The organism is Sphingosinicella sp., assembly GCF_052388015.1.
Taxonomy (GTDB): domain Bacteria; phylum Pseudomonadota; class Alphaproteobacteria; order Sphingomonadales; family Sphingomonadaceae; genus Allosphingosinicella.
Genome location: NZ_JBQTIN010000075.1, coordinates 1 through 15,153, shown reverse-complemented (window position 1 = coordinate 15,153; position 15,153 = coordinate 1). Strand labels below are relative to the sequence as shown.

The 15,153-nt window shown below is 65.7% G+C and carries 17 protein-coding genes; 14 read left to right on the top strand and 3 right to left on the bottom strand.

Annotated features, from left to right (window positions below):
- The 3 genes from ACT4N3_RS06465 to ACT4N3_RS06455 form a co-directional block, all read left to right on the top strand.
- A partial coding sequence (locus ACT4N3_RS06465) for a GNAT family N-acetyltransferase (protein ID WP_444854389.1) occupies nucleotides 1-188 on the top strand: 188 nt, incomplete at its 5' end.
- Nucleotides 189-268: 80 nt separating this feature from the next.
- Nucleotides 269-610 carry a hypothetical protein gene (locus ACT4N3_RS06460; protein ID WP_444854388.1) on the top strand — a complete coding sequence of 114 codons (342 nt, stop codon included), beginning with the start codon at nucleotides 269-271 and terminating at the stop codon, nucleotides 608-610.
- Between the two features lie 35 nt (nucleotides 611-645).
- Nucleotides 646-1,533, top strand: coding sequence for a crotonase/enoyl-CoA hydratase family protein (locus ACT4N3_RS06455; RefSeq protein ID WP_444854387.1), 888 nt, complete (start codon nucleotides 646-648; stop codon nucleotides 1,531-1,533).
- Between the two features lie 3 nt (nucleotides 1,534-1,536).
- Here the strand turns inward: ACT4N3_RS06455 and ACT4N3_RS06450 are convergent, their stop codons facing one another.
- Genes ACT4N3_RS06450 through ACT4N3_RS06440 form a run of 3 tightly spaced genes read right to left on the bottom strand, consistent with a single transcriptional unit; the run spans nucleotide 1,537 to nucleotide 3,591 of the window.
- On the bottom strand, nucleotides 1,537-1,971 hold the full coding sequence (locus tag ACT4N3_RS06450) for a GNAT family N-acetyltransferase (protein ID WP_444854386.1): 435 nt from the start codon (nucleotides 1,969-1,971) through the stop codon (nucleotides 1,537-1,539).
- Nucleotides 1,968-2,369 carry a hypothetical protein gene (locus tag ACT4N3_RS06445; protein WP_444854385.1) on the bottom strand — a complete coding sequence of 134 codons (402 nt, stop codon included), beginning with the start codon at nucleotides 2,367-2,369 and terminating at the stop codon, nucleotides 1,968-1,970. Before ACT4N3_RS06445 ends, ACT4N3_RS06450 begins: the two co-directional genes overlap by 4 nt.
- A gap of 4 nt (nucleotides 2,370-2,373) precedes the next feature.
- Nucleotides 2,374-3,591, bottom strand: coding sequence for an NADP-dependent isocitrate dehydrogenase (locus ACT4N3_RS06440; protein ID WP_444854384.1), 1,218 nt, complete (start codon nucleotides 3,589-3,591; stop codon nucleotides 2,374-2,376).
- A gap of 116 nt (nucleotides 3,592-3,707) precedes the next feature.
- Here ACT4N3_RS06440 and ACT4N3_RS06435 point away from each other — a divergent pair, with 116 nt between their 5' ends.
- The 11 genes from ACT4N3_RS06435 to bamA form a co-directional block, all read left to right on the top strand.
- Nucleotides 3,708-4,451, top strand: a complete 744-nt coding sequence (locus tag ACT4N3_RS06435; protein WP_444854383.1) for a phosphatidylserine decarboxylase — start codon at nucleotides 3,708-3,710, stop codon at nucleotides 4,449-4,451.
- Nucleotides 4,448-5,269, top strand: a complete 822-nt coding sequence (locus tag ACT4N3_RS06430; RefSeq protein WP_444854382.1) for a CDP-alcohol phosphatidyltransferase family protein — start codon at nucleotides 4,448-4,450, stop codon at nucleotides 5,267-5,269. Before ACT4N3_RS06435 ends, ACT4N3_RS06430 begins: the two co-directional genes overlap by 4 nt.
- A 351-nt stretch (nucleotides 5,270-5,620) precedes the next feature.
- Nucleotides 5,621-6,433, top strand: a complete 813-nt coding sequence (gene rpsB / locus ACT4N3_RS06425) for a 30S ribosomal protein S2 (RefSeq protein WP_444854381.1) — start codon at nucleotides 5,621-5,623, stop codon at nucleotides 6,431-6,433.
- A gap of 120 nt (nucleotides 6,434-6,553) precedes the next feature.
- Nucleotides 6,554-7,504 (top strand): translation elongation factor Ts, encoded by a 951-nt coding sequence (gene tsf / locus ACT4N3_RS06420; RefSeq protein ID WP_444854380.1) that lies wholly within the window; start codon nucleotides 6,554-6,556, stop codon nucleotides 7,502-7,504.
- Nucleotides 7,505-7,581: 77 nt separating this feature from the next.
- Complete coding sequence (gene pyrH, locus ACT4N3_RS06415; RefSeq protein WP_444854379.1) at nucleotides 7,582-8,319, top strand: UMP kinase; 738 nt, start codon at nucleotides 7,582-7,584, stop codon at nucleotides 8,317-8,319.
- Nucleotides 8,306-8,863: a ribosome recycling factor gene (gene frr, locus ACT4N3_RS06410; protein ID WP_444854378.1), complete on the top strand. Its 558-nt coding sequence runs from the start codon at nucleotides 8,306-8,308 to the stop codon at nucleotides 8,861-8,863. The genes pyrH and frr overlap by 14 nt, the downstream gene beginning before the upstream one ends.
- On the top strand, nucleotides 8,860-9,594 hold the full coding sequence (locus ACT4N3_RS06405) for an isoprenyl transferase (RefSeq protein WP_444854377.1): 735 nt from the start codon (nucleotides 8,860-8,862) through the stop codon (nucleotides 9,592-9,594). The genes frr and ACT4N3_RS06405 overlap by 4 nt, the downstream gene beginning before the upstream one ends.
- On the top strand, nucleotides 9,591-10,433 hold the full coding sequence (locus ACT4N3_RS06400) for a phosphatidate cytidylyltransferase (RefSeq protein WP_444854376.1): 843 nt from the start codon (nucleotides 9,591-9,593) through the stop codon (nucleotides 10,431-10,433). Before ACT4N3_RS06405 ends, ACT4N3_RS06400 begins: the two co-directional genes overlap by 4 nt.
- Before the next feature lie 2 nt (nucleotides 10,434-10,435).
- Nucleotides 10,436-11,593, top strand: a complete 1,158-nt coding sequence (locus ACT4N3_RS06395; RefSeq protein ID WP_444854375.1) for a 1-deoxy-D-xylulose-5-phosphate reductoisomerase — start codon at nucleotides 10,436-10,438, stop codon at nucleotides 11,591-11,593.
- Complete coding sequence (gene rseP / locus ACT4N3_RS06390; protein WP_444854374.1) at nucleotides 11,590-12,720, top strand: RIP metalloprotease RseP; 1,131 nt, start codon at nucleotides 11,590-11,592, stop codon at nucleotides 12,718-12,720. Before ACT4N3_RS06395 ends, rseP begins: the two co-directional genes overlap by 4 nt.
- 144 nt (nucleotides 12,721-12,864) lie before the next feature.
- A partial coding sequence (gene bamA, locus ACT4N3_RS06385; protein WP_444854390.1) for an outer membrane protein assembly factor BamA occupies nucleotides 12,865-15,153 on the top strand: 2,289 nt, incomplete at its 3' end.

The window sequence follows — 15,153 nt, the reverse complement described above, 5'->3', positions numbered from 1 at the left end:
CGCTGATGGACGATGGCCTCGCGTGGGCGCGCGGGAAGGGCGCGCGCTTGATGTATCTCAGCGTTTGGGAAAACAACACGCGGGCGCAGGCGTTCTACAAACGCTACGGCTTCGAGCACGTGAAAGAACACAAGTTCATGGTCGGCCGCGTCGCCGATCGCGACTTCATCTGGCGTTTGGCGCTTTAGGACTCAATTCGAGTCAGTAACGTCTCGGAAACCAAATCAGTCGCTTTTGGGCGACTCGATTCGGTTGTGGGGACGCCCGGATGACACAGAACGACGCGCTGGCCGCTTATCTTGGACCAGAGCTTTTTGAGCGGCTCGATTGGGGCCGACTCTCGCACAAGCAACGTGACGCGATTCTCTCCGTGTTCCGAGTCGGATTAGGCGCCGGTGTACAGTCGGGCGCCGTGTCGACGATCGACGCGGTGCTGGCGCGCGGCAAAGTGCTGATCTGCGAGGACGGTTCGCAGTGGCAGGCGCGTGAGCGCGATGATGCTGAACTTATTGAGGATTGGGGCGCCGGCTCGCTGGTCGCGATCCATCATCACATGATCTACAAGCTCGACCCTTACCAAGCGGCAGAGGTTGAGTTGTTGCGGCTCTGAGCGCTAGCCTGACGGTTCATTGCGGAGCCGTATCAATGTCCAGCTACGAAACCATCAAACTTGAAGTCGCCAATGGCGTGGCGACGATGACGCTCAACCGGCCGGACCGGATGAACGCGTTCACCGACCAGATGGTGCGCGACATGATCGCGGGCTTCGACGAGACCGACGCCAACGACGACGTGCGTGCTGTGATCGTCACCGGCGAGGGCCGCGCGTTCTGCGCCGGCGCGGACTTGGGTTCGGGCGGGGCGACGTTCGATTACGAAAAGCGGCTGGCGCAACGCGATGGCGGGGCGAGCAAGTTCGATCCCGATCGCGCGCGCGATGGCGGCGGGCAGGTCGGCATTCGCATCTATGAAAGCCTGAAGCCGGTGATCGCGGCAATCAATGGCGCGGCGGTAGGCGTCGGCGCGACGATGACGTTGCCGATGGACATTCGCCTCGCCGTGCCGGGCGCGAAGATGGGCTTTGTGTTCGCACGACGGGGGATCGTGCCGGAGACGTTGTCGTCGTATTTCTTGCCGCGCTTGGTCGGAGTATCGACGGCGCTTGAATGGACGATGACGGGCCGTGTGTTCACGAGCGAAGAGGCCAAAGAGCGCGGGCTGGTGCGTTCGCTGCATGCCCCCGATGAGTTGCTGCTAGCGGCGCAAGCGCTCGCGCGCGAGATCGCCGACAACACCGCGCCGGTGTCAGTGGCGTTGGCGCGTCGCATGTTGCTCGACATGCTTGATGCTGACCATCCTATGGAAGCGCACCGGCTGGAGAGCCGGCTGATGGTGGCGCGCGGGCAAGCAGGCGACGCGAAAGAGGGCGTGACCTCGTTCCTGGAAAAGCGCACGCCGAACTATCCGGACAAGGTGTCGAAGGATTTACCTCAACCGTACCCGTGGCGGCCGACGCCGCCGTTCAAAGGCTAACGGTTAGCGCCGGTACTGAATGAAGCCGAGATGGCGCGCGACTTGGTCGTAGAGTTTGCGCGCGACTGTGTTGGTTTCGTGCGTCAGCCAATAGACGCGCTCAGCGCCGCGTTGGTCGGCAAAATCATAGACCGCTTCGATCAACGCGCGGGCGGCGCCGCGGCCGCGTGCCCGCTCGGCGACGAAGAGGTCTTCGAGATAACAGAAATCTCCGACCGACCAGGTGCCGCGATGGAAGACGAGATGTGTGAAGCCGATGAGGGCGCCGTTCTCATCTTCGGCGACTAGGCATGTCATCGGCTCGGCGGGATCGTGGAAGCGCGCCCATGTGGTGTCGGTGACGGCGCGCGGGAGTTCGGAATTGTAGAACTCCAGATACCCCGCCCAAAGTGGCTCCCAGGCGGCGCGATCATCGGGGCGGGCGAGACGAATGTTCATTTGCGGATCTCTGCATCGGCGCGCTCTTCAGTTTCGGCGGCTTCGCCGTCATCGTCGCGCGTCATGAAGAATGTGCCCGACGTGTCTTTGCGAATGGTCCACTTGCCTTCGATGCGCAACAGGCTTTCGTCGACCGTGCCGTCGTAGCGGACCGCATGGCGGATGCCTTCGTGATTGTAGAACTTGGTGAAGGTCACCGCGGAACCGTTGCGCACGCCTTCGATCTCGGCATTGAGCACTGAGGTCGTGGAGTCGAGAAACTCGTTTGGCTCCTGCGTCGCACCCACGAACGCGCCGCCGACTTCTTCGATCTGTGCGTTGAAGACGGTTTCGTGTCCGAACGCGTAACGATAAGCGCCGCTCCAGCTGCCCGTGAGCGACGAGCGGCGCTTGCTCATTGCATCACGCTTTGCCCATGGCGCGATCGACGTTGTCGGCGATGGCGTCGAGGAAATTCTCGGTGGTGAGCCAAGTTTTACTGTCGCCAACCAGGACGGCGAGGTCCTTGGTCATCTTGCCGGACTCGAGCGTGTCGACCGTGATCTTTTCCAGGAGCAGCGCGTAGTCGATGAGCTTCTGGTTGTTGTCTAGCTTGCCGCGATGGGCAAGGCCGCGCGTCCAGGCGAAGATCGAAGCGACGGAGTTGGTCGAAGTCGGCTCACCTCTTTGATGCTGGCGATAGTGGCGCGTCACGGTGCCGTGCGCGGCTTCCGCTTCCATCGTCTTGCCGTCTGGCGTGATCAGCACGGAGGTCATCAGGCCGAGTGAGCCGAAGCCTTGAGCGACGGTGTCGGACTGCACGTCGCCTTCGTAGTTCTTGCACGCCCAGACGTAGCCGCCCGACCACTTCAACGCCGACGCGACCATGTCGTCGATCAGGCGGTGTTCGTAAGTGAGCTTGCGCTTATCGAACTCGGCTTTGAATTCGGCGTCGAAAATCTCTTGGAAGATGTCCTTGAAGCGGCCGTCATAGGCTTTGAGGATCGTGTTCTTGGTCGAGAGATAGACCGGCCATTCGCGGACCAGGCCGTAATTGAGGCAGGCGCGGGCGAAGTCGCGGATCGATTGGTCGAGATTGTACATCCCCATCGCGACGCCGCCGCCGGGATAGTCGAACACCTCATGCTCGATCACCTGGCCGTCCGCGCCCTCCCACTTCATGGTGAGCTTGCCGGGGCCGGGGACGACGAAGTCGGTCGCCTTATACTGGTCGGCGAAGGCATGGCGTCCGACGACGATCGGGTCGGTCCAGCTCGGGATCAGGCGCGGCACGTTGTCGATCACGATCGGCTCGCGGAAGATGGTGCCGCCCAGTATGTTGCGGATCGTGCCGTTCGGCGATTTCCACATCTTCTTGAGGCCGAACTCCTCGACCCGGGCCTCGTCCGGCGTGATCGTCGCGCACTTCACGCCGACGCCATGCTGCTTGATCGCGTTCGCCGCCTCGACCGTGACCTTGTCCTCGGTCGCGTCGCGATTCTCGATGCCGAGGTCGTAATGGATCAGGTCGAGGTCGAGATAGGGGAGGACCAGCCGCTCGCGGATCCATTGCCAGATGATCCGCGTCATCTCGTCGCCGTCCAGCTCGACGACCGGATTCTTCACCTCGATCTTCGCCATGCCCCTCGCGCTTTCCCTGTTAGAGCGTTCGGGCCGGGGCTGTAGGCGGCGACGCGCGGTCGATCAACCGGGCGTTCCGGTTGTTTCGTCGCTGCGCCGCGCCTAAAGCGCGGCGAATGAGTTCACTGGAAAAGCCGGACGCCGTCACGACGCCGACCGTCCGCTACCGGATGCCGGGCGTGCATCCCGAAGGCCGCAAGTTCGTCGTCATCGCCGGCGCGATCACCGCGTTGCTGTGGTGGGTGCTGGACTGGGACATCCTCGGCTGGCTGTTCGCCGGTGTCACGGTCTGGACCGCCGCGTTCTTCCGCGACCCGGTCCGCACGACGCCGGGCGGGGAGGGGCTGATTATCGCCCCGGCCGACGGGATGGTGACGATGATTGCCACCGTGCCGCCGCCCAAGGAACTGACCGGCGGCGAGGACGGGATGAGCGGCGAGCCGGTGATCCGGGTCTCGATCTTCATGTCCGTGTTCGACGTGCACATCAACCGGTCCCCGATCGCAGGCACGATCGGCAAGGTCGTCTACATCGCCGGCAAGTTCCTGAACGCCGATCTCGACAAGGCGAGCGAGGACAATGAGCGCCAGCACATCCTCGTCGTCGCCGAGGACGGAACCAAGGTCGCCTTCACGCAGATCGCCGGGCTGGTGGCGCGGCGGATCGTGCCCTGGGTGAAGGCCGGCGATCGGGTGGTCGCCGGGCAGCGCGTCGGGCTGATCCGTTTCGGCAGTCGGGTCGACGTCTATCTGCCCGCCGGCACCTCGTCGCAGCTGCTGCTCGGCCAGCGGGCGATCGCCGGCGAGACAATCGTGGCAAGGATCGGCGTTTCGGAATTGATCGAGGGCGTCGCCCAGTGAACCCGCCGCGGGAGGAACGGCGCGCGGTTCCCCGCAGCGGCATTCCCTTACGCGCCGTCGTTCCCAATGCGGTGACCGCGCTCGCCTTGTGCGTGGGCCTCAGCGGGGTGCGCTTTGCGATCGCGGGCGATTGGGAGAGCGCGATCATCATGATCATTGCCGCCGCCTTGCTCGACGGGATGGACGGGCGGATCGCGCGGGCGCTGCGCGGCCAGACGCGGTTCGGCGCCGAGCTCGATTCGCTGTCCGACGTGATCGCGTTCGGGGTGTCGCCGGCGATCATCGTCTATCTGTGGTCGCTGCACGCCTGGCCCCGCTTCGGCTGGCTGTTCGCAATCGCTTATGCGGCCTGCATGGCGCTCCGGCTCGCGCGCTTCAACGCGCGGATCGACATCGAGGACCAGCCGCACAAATCGGCCGGGTTTCTGACCGGCGTGCCGGCACCGGTGGGGGCGGGGCTGCTGCTGCTGCCGATGTTCCTGTGGATCGCGAGCGACCGGCAATGGGCCGTGCTGCAGGACTATCGCGTCGTGGCGCCCTGGGCGGCGTTCTCGGCCTTCCTGCTCATTTCGAGCATCGCGACCTTTTCCTGGGGGTCTCTGCGCCTGAGGCGGCACGTTCGGCTCGAAGCCATCGTTGGGATCGCTCTGACTGGGGCCGCGCTGATCACCGCCCCATGGGAGACGCTGAGCGTCGTCGCGATCATCTATCTGGTGCTGATCCCGTTCAGTGTCTTCAGCTATGCGCGCGTCAAGCGGCAGCGCGCCGCGCTTGCCGCGGCGCCGCCGGGCGCGCCGGACGAAGCGCCTCGCCCCTGAGCGCTGCGGCGATCTCGGCCCATCGGGCCTTCACGATCTGCTCGAGAATGACGGCCAGCACGACCAGCAGGCCGGCGAAGAATGCGCCCGTCAACATTTGAGCCACAGCTTTTCCCCTTCTTATCCACAGCTTAACTCCGCAACGGTGTGGAGGTTCCTGTGCCGCGCGGACGATGCTTATGTTCTTGTTATGTTCTAATGTCAATAGCCGATCGAGGGGTTGATTTGCGGATTGGTCGCGGCTAAGCGCGCCGCCATCCCACACGCAGGGCCACCATACCGGTGCCCGCTTCAGCTTAGGCGACGGCGGGTTCTCGGCCCTGCGGAGGCATAACCGGAAGGAGAAACGATATGGCGTCCACCGACGTCAGCATGCAGGCATTGCTCGAGGCCGGAGCGCATTTCGGCCACCAGACCCATCGCTGGAACCCGAAGATGAAGCCGTACATCTTCGGCGAGCGGAACGGGGTTCACATTATCGACCTGTCGCAGACCGTGCCGCTGCTCGCGCGCGCGCTCGATTTCGTCCGCCAGACCGCGGCGAGCGGCGGCAAGGTTCTCTTCGTCGGCACCAAGCGCCAGGCGCAAGATCCGATCGCCGAGGCGGCGCGCCGCTCGGGCCAGCATTTCGTCAACCACCGCTGGCTGGGCGGCATGCTCACCAACTGGAAGACGATCTCCAACTCGATCAAGCGCTTCAAGAGCCTCGAGGAGCAGCTCGGGGGCGACACCGCCGGCCTCACCAAGAAGGAGGTGCTGCAGCTCACCCGCGAGCGCGACAAGTTCGAGCTCAGCCTCGGCGGCATACGCGACATGGGCGGTATCCCCGATCTCATGTTCGTGATCGACGCGAACAAGGAGGAGCTGGCGATCAAGGAAGCGAACGTGCTCGGCATCCCGGTCGTCGCGGTCCTCGATTCGAACGTCAGCCCGCAGGGCATCGCCTTCCCGGTCCCGGGCAATGACGATGCCAGCCGCGCGATCCGCCTCTATTGCGACGCGATCGCCGAGGCGGTGCTCGCCGGCAAGCAGGGCGGCGCGGCCCAGCGCGGCGAGGATATCGGCGCCCAGGACGAGCCGCCGGCGGAAGCCGCGCTGGTGGAGCCGGTGGCGGCAGAGACCGCGACGACGGACGCCGCGACCGCGGAGACAGCGGAAGGCTAAGCTTCCTCCCCTCCCGCATGCGGGGAGGGGATCGATGGGTGGGCCCGCTGAGTCTGGCCCATTCCCACCCCCAACCCCTCCCGTAAGCGGGAGGGGAGTTGAATCAAGAGGATAGAAGATATGGCTGAGATCACCGCCGCGGCCGTCAAGGAGCTGCGCGAGCGCACCGGCGCCGGCATGATGGATTGCAAGAAGGCGCTGGCCGAAACCAGCGGCGACATGGAGGTCGCGATCGACTGGCTGCGCACCAAGGGCCTCGCCGCCGCCGCCAAGAAGGCCGGCCGGGTCGCGGCCGAGGGCCTGATCGGCGTCGCCGTCCAGGGGACGATGGGCGCCGCGGTCGAGGTCAATTCGGAGACCGATTTCGTCGCCAAGAACGAGCAGTTCCAGGGCTTTGTCCGCAACGTCGCCCAGATCGCGCTGGCGACCGGCAACGACATCGACGAGCTGGGCGGTGCCCAATATCCTGGCGGCGGCACCGTCGCCGAGGCGCTGACCAACAATATCGCGACGATCGGCGAGAACCAGTCGCTGCGCCGCGCCGCCCGCGTCGAGGTGAGCGACGGCGTCGTCGTCTCCTACGTCCACAATGCGGCCGGGCCCGGCCTCGGCAAGATCGGCGTGCTCGTGGCGCTCGAGAGCGGCGCCGATAAAGCGGCGCTGGAGACGCTGGGCAAGCAGCTTGCGATGCACATCGCGGCCGCCAACCCGCTGGCGCTCACCGGCGACGAGCTGGGCGCCGAGCTGGTCGAGCGCGAGCGCGGCATCGCCACGGAGAAGGCGCGCGAATCCGGCAAGCCGGCCGAGATCGTCGAGAAAATGGTCGAGGGCGCGATGGCCAAGTTCCGCAAGGAGAACGCCTTGCTCTCGCAACTGTTCGTCATGGACAACAAGACCAAGGTCGCGGATGTGATCGCGGCCGAGGCGAAGCGGCTCGGCGCCGATATGACGCTCAAATCCTATGTCCGCTTCCAGCTCGGCGAGGGGATCGAAAAGAAGGTCGACGACTTCGCCGCCGAGGTCGCGGCGGTTTCGGGCGTTAAAAAAAACGTCGCTGAACCGGTCGGCTGAACGCCTTGGCAGGGTGGCGTGCTCTCTCTAAGGTGCGCGCTACCCGCCACCCTGACCTGAACGGACCGCCGAGCCCTATGCCGCGCCCGCGCTTCAACCGCATCCTCTTGAAGCTTTCGGGCGAGGCCCTGATGGGCGAGGGCCAGTTCGGCATCGAGCCCGAGGCGGTCGCCCGCCTGGCCGAGGAAATCCGCGCCGCCAAGGAGGGCCACGAGCTCTGCCTGGTCGTCGGCGGCGGCAACATCTTTCGCGGGCTGGCCGGCGCGGCCAAGGGCTTCGACCGGGCGAGCGCCGATTATATGGGCATGCTGGCGACGGTGATGAACGCGCTGGCACTGCAGAACGCGCTCGAGAAGATCGGCGTCGACACCCGCGTCCTCTCCGCGATCCCGATGGCCACGGTGTCCGAGCCCTATATCCGCCGCCGCGCCGTACGGCACATGGAGAAGGGAAGGGTGGTGATCTTCGCCGCCGGCACCGGCAATCCCTTCTTCACCACCGACACCGCCGCCGCCTTGCGCGCCGCCGAAATGGGCTGCGACGCTTTGTTCAAGGGCACCAGCGTGGACGGCGTCTACGATGCCGACCCCAAACAGATGCCGGATGCGAAACGTTACGATACAGTGAGTTACAACCATGTCCTTTCTGACAATCTGAAAGTGATGGACGCGACCGCGGTGGCTTTGTGCCGCGACAACAAGATCCCGATCGTCGTCTTCAACGTCCGCCAGCAGGGCAATCTCGCGCGGGTGCTCGCCGGCGACGGCATGGCGACGATCGTGCGGAGCGAGGGAGAGTGGGATGCCCGCCTATGACAAAGACGATCTGAAGCGCCGCATGCACGGCGCGGCCGAGGCGCTGAAGCACGATCTGGGCGGCCTCAGAACCGGCCGCGCGTCGACCGCTCTGCTCGATCCGATCCAGGTCGAGGTTTACGGCGCCAACATGTCGCTCAATCAGGTGGCCACCGTCTCGGTACCCGAACCGCGCTTGCTGTCCGTGCAGGTGTGGGACAAGTCGAATGTCGGCCCGGTCGAGAAAGCGATCCGCAATGCCGGCCTCGGCATCAATCCGGTCACCGACGGCACCCATATCCGCCTGCCGATCCCCGATCTCACCGAGGAGCGTCGCAAGGAGCTCGCCAAGCTGGCCCACCAATATGCCGAGAAGGCGAAGATCGCGGTCCGCAACGTCCGCCGCGACGGCATGGACGCGCTCAAGACGGACGAGAACAAGAAGGAAATCAGCCAGGACGAGCACAAAAGGCTCGACGCCGAGGTCCAGAAGCTGACCGACGACGCGATCAAGGAGATCGACGACGTCCTCGCCGCCAAGGACAGGGAAATCCTCCAGAAGTGAGCGCGGCGCCGGCCACAGCCGGTCCGGAGACGGGCACCGTTCCTCGCCATGTCGCCATCATCATGGATGGCAATGGGCGCTGGGCGAAGGCGCGCGGGCTGCCCCGGGTGGCCGGCCATCGCGCCGGTGCCGAGGCGGCGCGGCGCGCTTTGCGCGCGGCGGGCGAGGCGGGGGTGGAGTGCCTCACGCTCTACGCTTTTTCCTCGGAGAACTGGCGGCGGCCGAAGGCGGAGATTGCCGATCTCACCGGCCTGCTGCGCTTCTACGTCCAGCGCGAGCTCGACAGCCTCCATCGCGAGGGCGTCCGGCTGAAGGTGCTCGGCGATCACAATGCCTTCGAGAGCGACGTCGCGCGGATGGTCGACAACGCCATCGCCAAGACGGCCGGCAACAGCCGGATGACGCTGGCCATCGCGCTCAATTACGGCTCGCGCAACGAGCTGGTGGGCGCGGCACGGCGGCTCGCCGAGCAGGTCGCCGCGGGCGAGCTTGGCGCCGACGAGATTGACGAGGCGCGCATCGATGCCGCGCTCGACACCGGCGGGCTGCCGCCGCTCGATCTACTGATCCGCACCTCGGGCGAGCAGCGGCTTTCGAACTTCCTGCTCTGGCAGGCGGCTTATGCCGAATTGCTGTTCGTCGATACGCTCTGGCCCGATTTCGACGAACAGACGATGGCCTCGGCGCTGGCCGAATATACCCGGCGCGAGCGAAGGTATGGCGGGCTGTGAGCGACGCCGAAGATCCGATCCCGCAATCCGATCTGCCGATCCGCTTCGCCATGGGCGTGGTGATGGTCGGCGTCGCCCTGGTCGCGACGACCTTCGGCGGCTGGTGGTTCCGCGCCCTGGTCGCCGCCGCGACCGTGTTCATGCTGGTCGAATGGGCGGATATGCACAAGGTGCCGCGCCTCTGGGCCGGGATTGTGGCGGCGCTGGCGGTGGCGACGCTGCTCGGCGCGGCGGAATATCTCTACGCCGCGGCCGAACAGGTCGACGAAATTCCCGACGATCTGACCGGCGCCCTGTTCGCGGACAATTGGGTGGGCTTCGCGGCCTTTCTTGCGCCGGCAGTGATCGCGGCTGCACTGAGCCGGCGGATCGTGATGGGCTGGGGCGTGCTCTACATCGGCATTCCGGCATTCGCATTGCTCAGCCTGTCATGGGTCTGGGAAACCCTCGTGCTCTGGGTGTTCGTCGTGACCTGGGCGACCGACATCCTGGCTTATTTTGCCGGCCGGACGATCGGCGGGCCGAAGCTCGCGCCGAGGATCAGCCCGAACAAGACCTGGGCCGGCCTGATCGGCGGCATGATCGGCGCCGGGTTGGCCGGCTGGGCGATCGCGACCTGGTTCGAGATGGAGCCGCTCTTCCTCTGGATCGGGGCGCCGATGGGGCTGATTGCCCAGGCCGGCGATCTCTACGAAAGCTGGGAGAAGCGCCGCGCCGGGGTCAAGGACAGCGGCCGCCTTCTGCCCGGTCATGGCGGGGTGCTCGACCGGCTCGACGGCCTGCTAGCCGCGGCGCTGGCGACGACCCTGGTCCTGATGGCAGGGTTCTGGACCGCCTGACGATGCGCAGTGTCACCATCCTCGGCGCGACCGGCTCAGTCGGTCGCTCGACCCTCGACCTGATCGAGCGCAACCGCGAGCGGTTCGAGATCGTCGCGCTGACCGCGCGCAGGGATATCGATGGGCTGATCGAGCTGGCCACCCGATTCCAGCCGCGCCGGGCGGTGATCGGCGACGAAGCGCACCTGCTGCGCCTTCGCGACGCGCTGGCGGGAACGGACGTCGAGGCCGTGGGCGGCGAGGGGGCGATCGTCGAGGCGGCCGCCATGGGCGCCGACTGGATGATGGCGGCGATCGTCGGCACGGCCGGGCTGCGCCCGGTGATGCGGGCACTGGAGAGCGGACAGATCGTCGCGCTCGCCAACAAGGAGGCCCTCGTCTCGGCGGGCGCCCTGATGACCGAGGCCGCCCGCCGCCACGGCGCGACCCTGCTGCCCGTCGATTCCGAGCATAATGCGATCTTCCAGTGCCTGCATGCCGACCGGCTCGAGACGGTGCGCCGGATCGTGCTCACCGCGAGCGGTGGCCCGTTCCGCAGCTGGCCGCTGGAGCGGATACGCACCGCGACGCCGGCGGAGGCCGTCGCCCATCCCAATTGGTCGATGGGCGCCAAGATCTCGGTCGACAGCGCGACGCTGATGAACAAGGGGTTGGAGCTGATCGAGGCCTTCCATCTCTTCCCGGTCGGTGTCGAGCGGCTGGAAGTCGTCGTCCATCCGCAATCGATCGTCCACAGCCTGGTCGAATATGTCGATGGCTCGCTGCTCGCCCAGTTGGGGCCGCCGGACATGCGGGTGCCGATCGCCTACACGCTTGCCTGGCCGGAGCGGATGGAGACGCCCTGCCAGCGGCTTGATTTGGCCGCGGCCGGCCGGCTCGATTTCGAGGCGCCCGATTTGGGACGCTTCCCGGCGCTGGCGCTCGCCAAGGCTGCCCTGGCGGAGGGTGGGGCGAAGCCGGCCATCCTCAACGCGGCCAATGAGATAGCGGTCGCATCCTTTCTTGAATGTCGGATCGGTTTCCTTGATATCGCGACATTGGTCGGCGAGGTGCTGGCCGGCTACGCACCTGGGGCGCCGGGGTCGATCGACGCCGTGCTGGAGATCGACCGGGAGGCCCGTCGGGCGGCCACCGACCTCATAGGAAAGTTCGCGCATTGAGCAGCCCCGGTTTCATCTACACGGTCATCGCCTTCTTCCTGGTCATCGGGCCGCTGATCTTCATCCACGAGATGGGCCATTACCTCGCCGGCCGCTGGTTCGGGGTGAAGGCGGAGACCTTCTCGATCGGCTTCGGCCGCGAGATCCTCGGCTGGACCGACAAGATCGGCACGCGCTGGAAGGTCGGCTGGCTGCCCCTGGGCGGCTACGTGAAGTTCGCCGGCGACATGAACCCGGCCTCGACGCCGAGCGACGAGTGGCTGGCGCTGCCCGCCGAGGAGCGTTCGAAGACATTCCAGGCGAAGCCTGTCTGGCAACGCTTCATCATCGTCGCGGCAGGGCCGGCGGTGAACTTCCTGTTCGCGATCCTCGTTTATATCATCCTGTTCGCCAGCTACGGCCAGCTCCAGACACCGCCGGTCGCGGCAGGGATCAGGGCGGGAAGCGCCGCGCAAGCGGCGGGCTTCCAGGCCGGAGACCGGGTGCTGCGGATCGACGGCGGCGAAATTGGCCGCTTTGAGGACATGATCACCTATATCGGGATCCGGCCGGGCCAGCCAATGCGGTTCGATATCGAACGCGGCGGTCGGCCGCTGACGCTCAACGTGACGCCGCGCGTCGACGTCCGACGCGATCGCTTCGGCAACGAGGGCAGGGTTGGTGTTATCGGACTGGAACGACCGCCGGTGGAAGTCGTCAGTCTTCCGGCGCATCGGATCGTCGGAGCGGCCATCGTCGAAACCGGAGAGACGGTGCGGATGATGGTGACGACGCTCGGTCAATTGATCCGTGGCGAGCGCTCGCTGCAGGAAATGGGCGGCCCATTGAAGATCGCCCAGTTTTCCGGCCAGCAGGCCAGTCTTGGCTGGCTCTATTTCATTCAGTTCATGACCCTGATTTCAATTAATCTGGGATTCATCAACCTCTTGCCAATCCCGTTGCTGGATGGCGGGCACCTGCTGTTCTACACGATTGAGGGAGTGAGGCGAAAGCCACTCAGGCCCGAGGCCCAGGAATGGGCGTTCCGGACCGGGCTGGCCGTGCTGCTGGCGCTGATGATCTTCGTTACCTTCAACGACTTGGCCTCTTTTGGGCTCTTTACCGGGCTAGGTGGGTTGATCGGGTGACGATGATCGGGCAGGGCGGACGCCGACAGGGAGCATGGCTGGCCTCGCGCGCCGGCCTCACTATCCATAAGGGCGGAATGCGTGACTTCGATTGAGGCTTTTCCGAAGCGTCGGCGGCTGTGCGCGGCACTTCTGGTCGGAACCATGCTCGGCGGGTTCACGACCTCCGCTTTCGCCCAGACCCAGCCGGCGCCGGCCCCGCCTGTTGCGCAGGTGACGCCGCCGCCGGTCGTGCCGCAGCGGACGATCCGCACGATCACGGTCACCGGCAACCAGCGGCTCGAGCCGGACACGGTTCTCTCCTACACGGCGCTCCGCCCCGGCGAGCCCTATGATCAGGAGCGGCTCGACGGCGCGCTGAGGGACCTCTACGCGACCGAACTTTTCGCCGACGTACAGATCGCCGGCGCCGACACCGGCGACCTTGTCGTCCAGGTGCGCGAGAACCCGGTGATCAACCGCATCGTGCTGGAGGGCAATCGCCGCCTGAAGGACGACAAGATCCAGCCCGAGATCCGGCTTGCGCCGCGCCAGATCTTCACTCGCAGCCGGGTGCGCGCGGACGTCGCCCGGATCATCGAGCTTTACCGGCGTCAGGGCCGCTATGCCGCCCGCGTCGAGCCGCAGATCGTGCAGCTCGACCAGAACCGCGTCGACGTGGTGTTCGAGATCAACGAGGGGCCGCGCTCCCGAGTCCGCCAGATCAACATCATCGGCAATGAGCAATTCGGCGACGGCCAGCTGATCGGCGAGATGGCCACAAGGGAAGCCAACTGGAACCCCCTCAGGGGCAACACGACCTACGATCCCGATCGGCTCGCCTTCGACCAGCAGAAGCTGCGCCAATTCTACCTGACCCAGGGCTATGCCGATTTCCGCGTCGTCTCGGCGGTCGCCGAGCTGACCCCGGACAGGCGCGACTTCATCATCACCTATGTGATCGAGGAAGGGCAGCGTTACCGGTTCGGCAATGTCGCCGTGGAGAGCGACATTCGCGACTTCAGCGCCGACGCCCTGCGGGCCCGGCTGCCGATGCGGACCGGCGATTGGTACAATGCGCGCCAGGTCGAGGACACGGTAACCAGTCTGAACGAGCTGGCCGGTCTGTTCGGCTACGCCTTCTCCGACGTGCGACCGCAGTTCACCCGCAACCGCGAGCAGCTCACGATGGACGTGCAGTTCCGGGTCGCGGAGACGCCGCGCGTCTATGTCGAGCGCATCGACATTCAGGGCAACACCAACACCCACGACGAGGTCATCCGCCGCGAGTTCCGTCTCGCCGAAGGCGACGCCTTCAACAATATCCGCGTCCGCCGATCACGCGACCGCATCCAGTCGCTGGGATTCTTCCAGGACAATCTCGAGATCCGCCAGGAGCAGGGCTCGGCGCCCGACCGGGTCGTGCTCGGCGTCGATGTGCAGGAGCGGGCGACCGGCGAGCTGCAATTGTCGGCCGGCTTCTCGAGCATCGAGCGATTCCTGCTCAGCCTGTCGATCCGTCAGCGCAATTTCAGGGGCCGGGGCCAGGAGCTGCGCGCGGGCGTCAACTGGTCGACCTATTCGCGGTCGGCCGAGCTCGGTTTCACCGAACCTTACCTGTTCGACCGCAATATCGCGGTGGGCTTCGACCTGTTCCGGCGCGATCTTAACAGCTTCAACTTCATCGGCAGCCAGCGCACGACCACTTTCGAGCAGGTTTCGACCGGCGGACAGGTCCGCGTCGGCGTGCCGTTGACCGAGAACATCTCGCTCGCGCTGCGCTACGGCCTCAACTATGATGAGGTCGGGCTCAATCCGGACCTCTATTTCAGCGATCCCGACGGGACCGGGCCGCTGCCCGCCGCCTGCGATCCGCTGATCGCCGGACGCTATCTGTGCGATTCAATCGGCAACCGGCTGACCTCGAGCATCGGCTATTCAATCCTCTACAGCACGCTCAACAATTCGATCCGTCCAACCAGGGGCATGCGGGCCCTGCTCAGCCAGGATTTCGCCGGCCTCGGCGGCGACGTGCGTTACTTGCGCACGCGGCTCAGCGCCGCCCGCTACTGGACGATCTTCAACAATTTCATTTTCTCGATCAGCGCCGAAGGCGGCTACATCCACAGCTTCGAGGACGGCACCCCGACGATCGACCCGGTTCGGCTGACCGACCGCTTCTTCCTCGGTAGCCCGCAGATCCGCGGCTTCGACATTCGCGGCGTCGGCCCGCGCGTACAACGCGTCCCTTATGTCGTCGAGCGCGACGCGACCACGGGCGCGCCGACCAGCTTTACGTTGTCGACCGATCCGCAGCAACTCACCGATGACGCGGTCGGGGGCCGGGCCTATTACCTGGCCCGCGCCGAGCTCGAAAGTCCGTTGGGCGCGGCGGTCCGCGATCTTGGGCTCAGGCCGTCCGTGTTCGTCGATATCGGCGCTGTGTTCGGCGTC

Bases quoted from the DNA above. Each gene is read 5' to 3' on its own strand.
- ACT4N3_RS06460 (WP_444854388.1), top strand. From the start codon at position 269: ATGACACAGAACGACGCGCTGGCCGCTTATCTTGGACCAGAGCTTTTT.
- frr (WP_444854378.1), top strand. From the start codon at position 8,306: ATGCCCGCCTATGACAAAGACGATCTGAAGCGCCGCATGCACGGCGCG.
- tsf (WP_444854380.1), top strand. From the start codon at position 6,554: ATGGCTGAGATCACCGCCGCGGCCGTCAAGGAGCTGCGCGAGCGCACC.
- ACT4N3_RS06440 (WP_444854384.1), bottom strand. From the start codon at position 3,591: ATGGCGAAGATCGAGGTGAAGAATCCGGTCGTCGAGCTGGACGGCGAC.
- ACT4N3_RS06395 (WP_444854375.1), top strand. From the start codon at position 10,436: ATGCGCAGTGTCACCATCCTCGGCGCGACCGGCTCAGTCGGTCGCTCG.
- ACT4N3_RS06435 (WP_444854383.1), top strand. From the start codon at position 3,708: ATGAGTTCACTGGAAAAGCCGGACGCCGTCACGACGCCGACCGTCCGC.
- ACT4N3_RS06450 (WP_444854386.1), bottom strand. From the start codon at position 1,971: ATGAACATTCGTCTCGCCCGCCCCGATGATCGCGCCGCCTGGGAGCCA.
- ACT4N3_RS06445 (WP_444854385.1), bottom strand. From the start codon at position 2,369: ATGAGCAAGCGCCGCTCGTCGCTCACGGGCAGCTGGAGCGGCGCTTAT.
- rpsB (WP_444854381.1), top strand. From the start codon at position 5,621: ATGGCGTCCACCGACGTCAGCATGCAGGCATTGCTCGAGGCCGGAGCG.
- pyrH (WP_444854379.1), top strand. From the start codon at position 7,582: ATGCCGCGCCCGCGCTTCAACCGCATCCTCTTGAAGCTTTCGGGCGAG.
- ACT4N3_RS06455 (WP_444854387.1), top strand. From the start codon at position 646: ATGTCCAGCTACGAAACCATCAAACTTGAAGTCGCCAATGGCGTGGCG.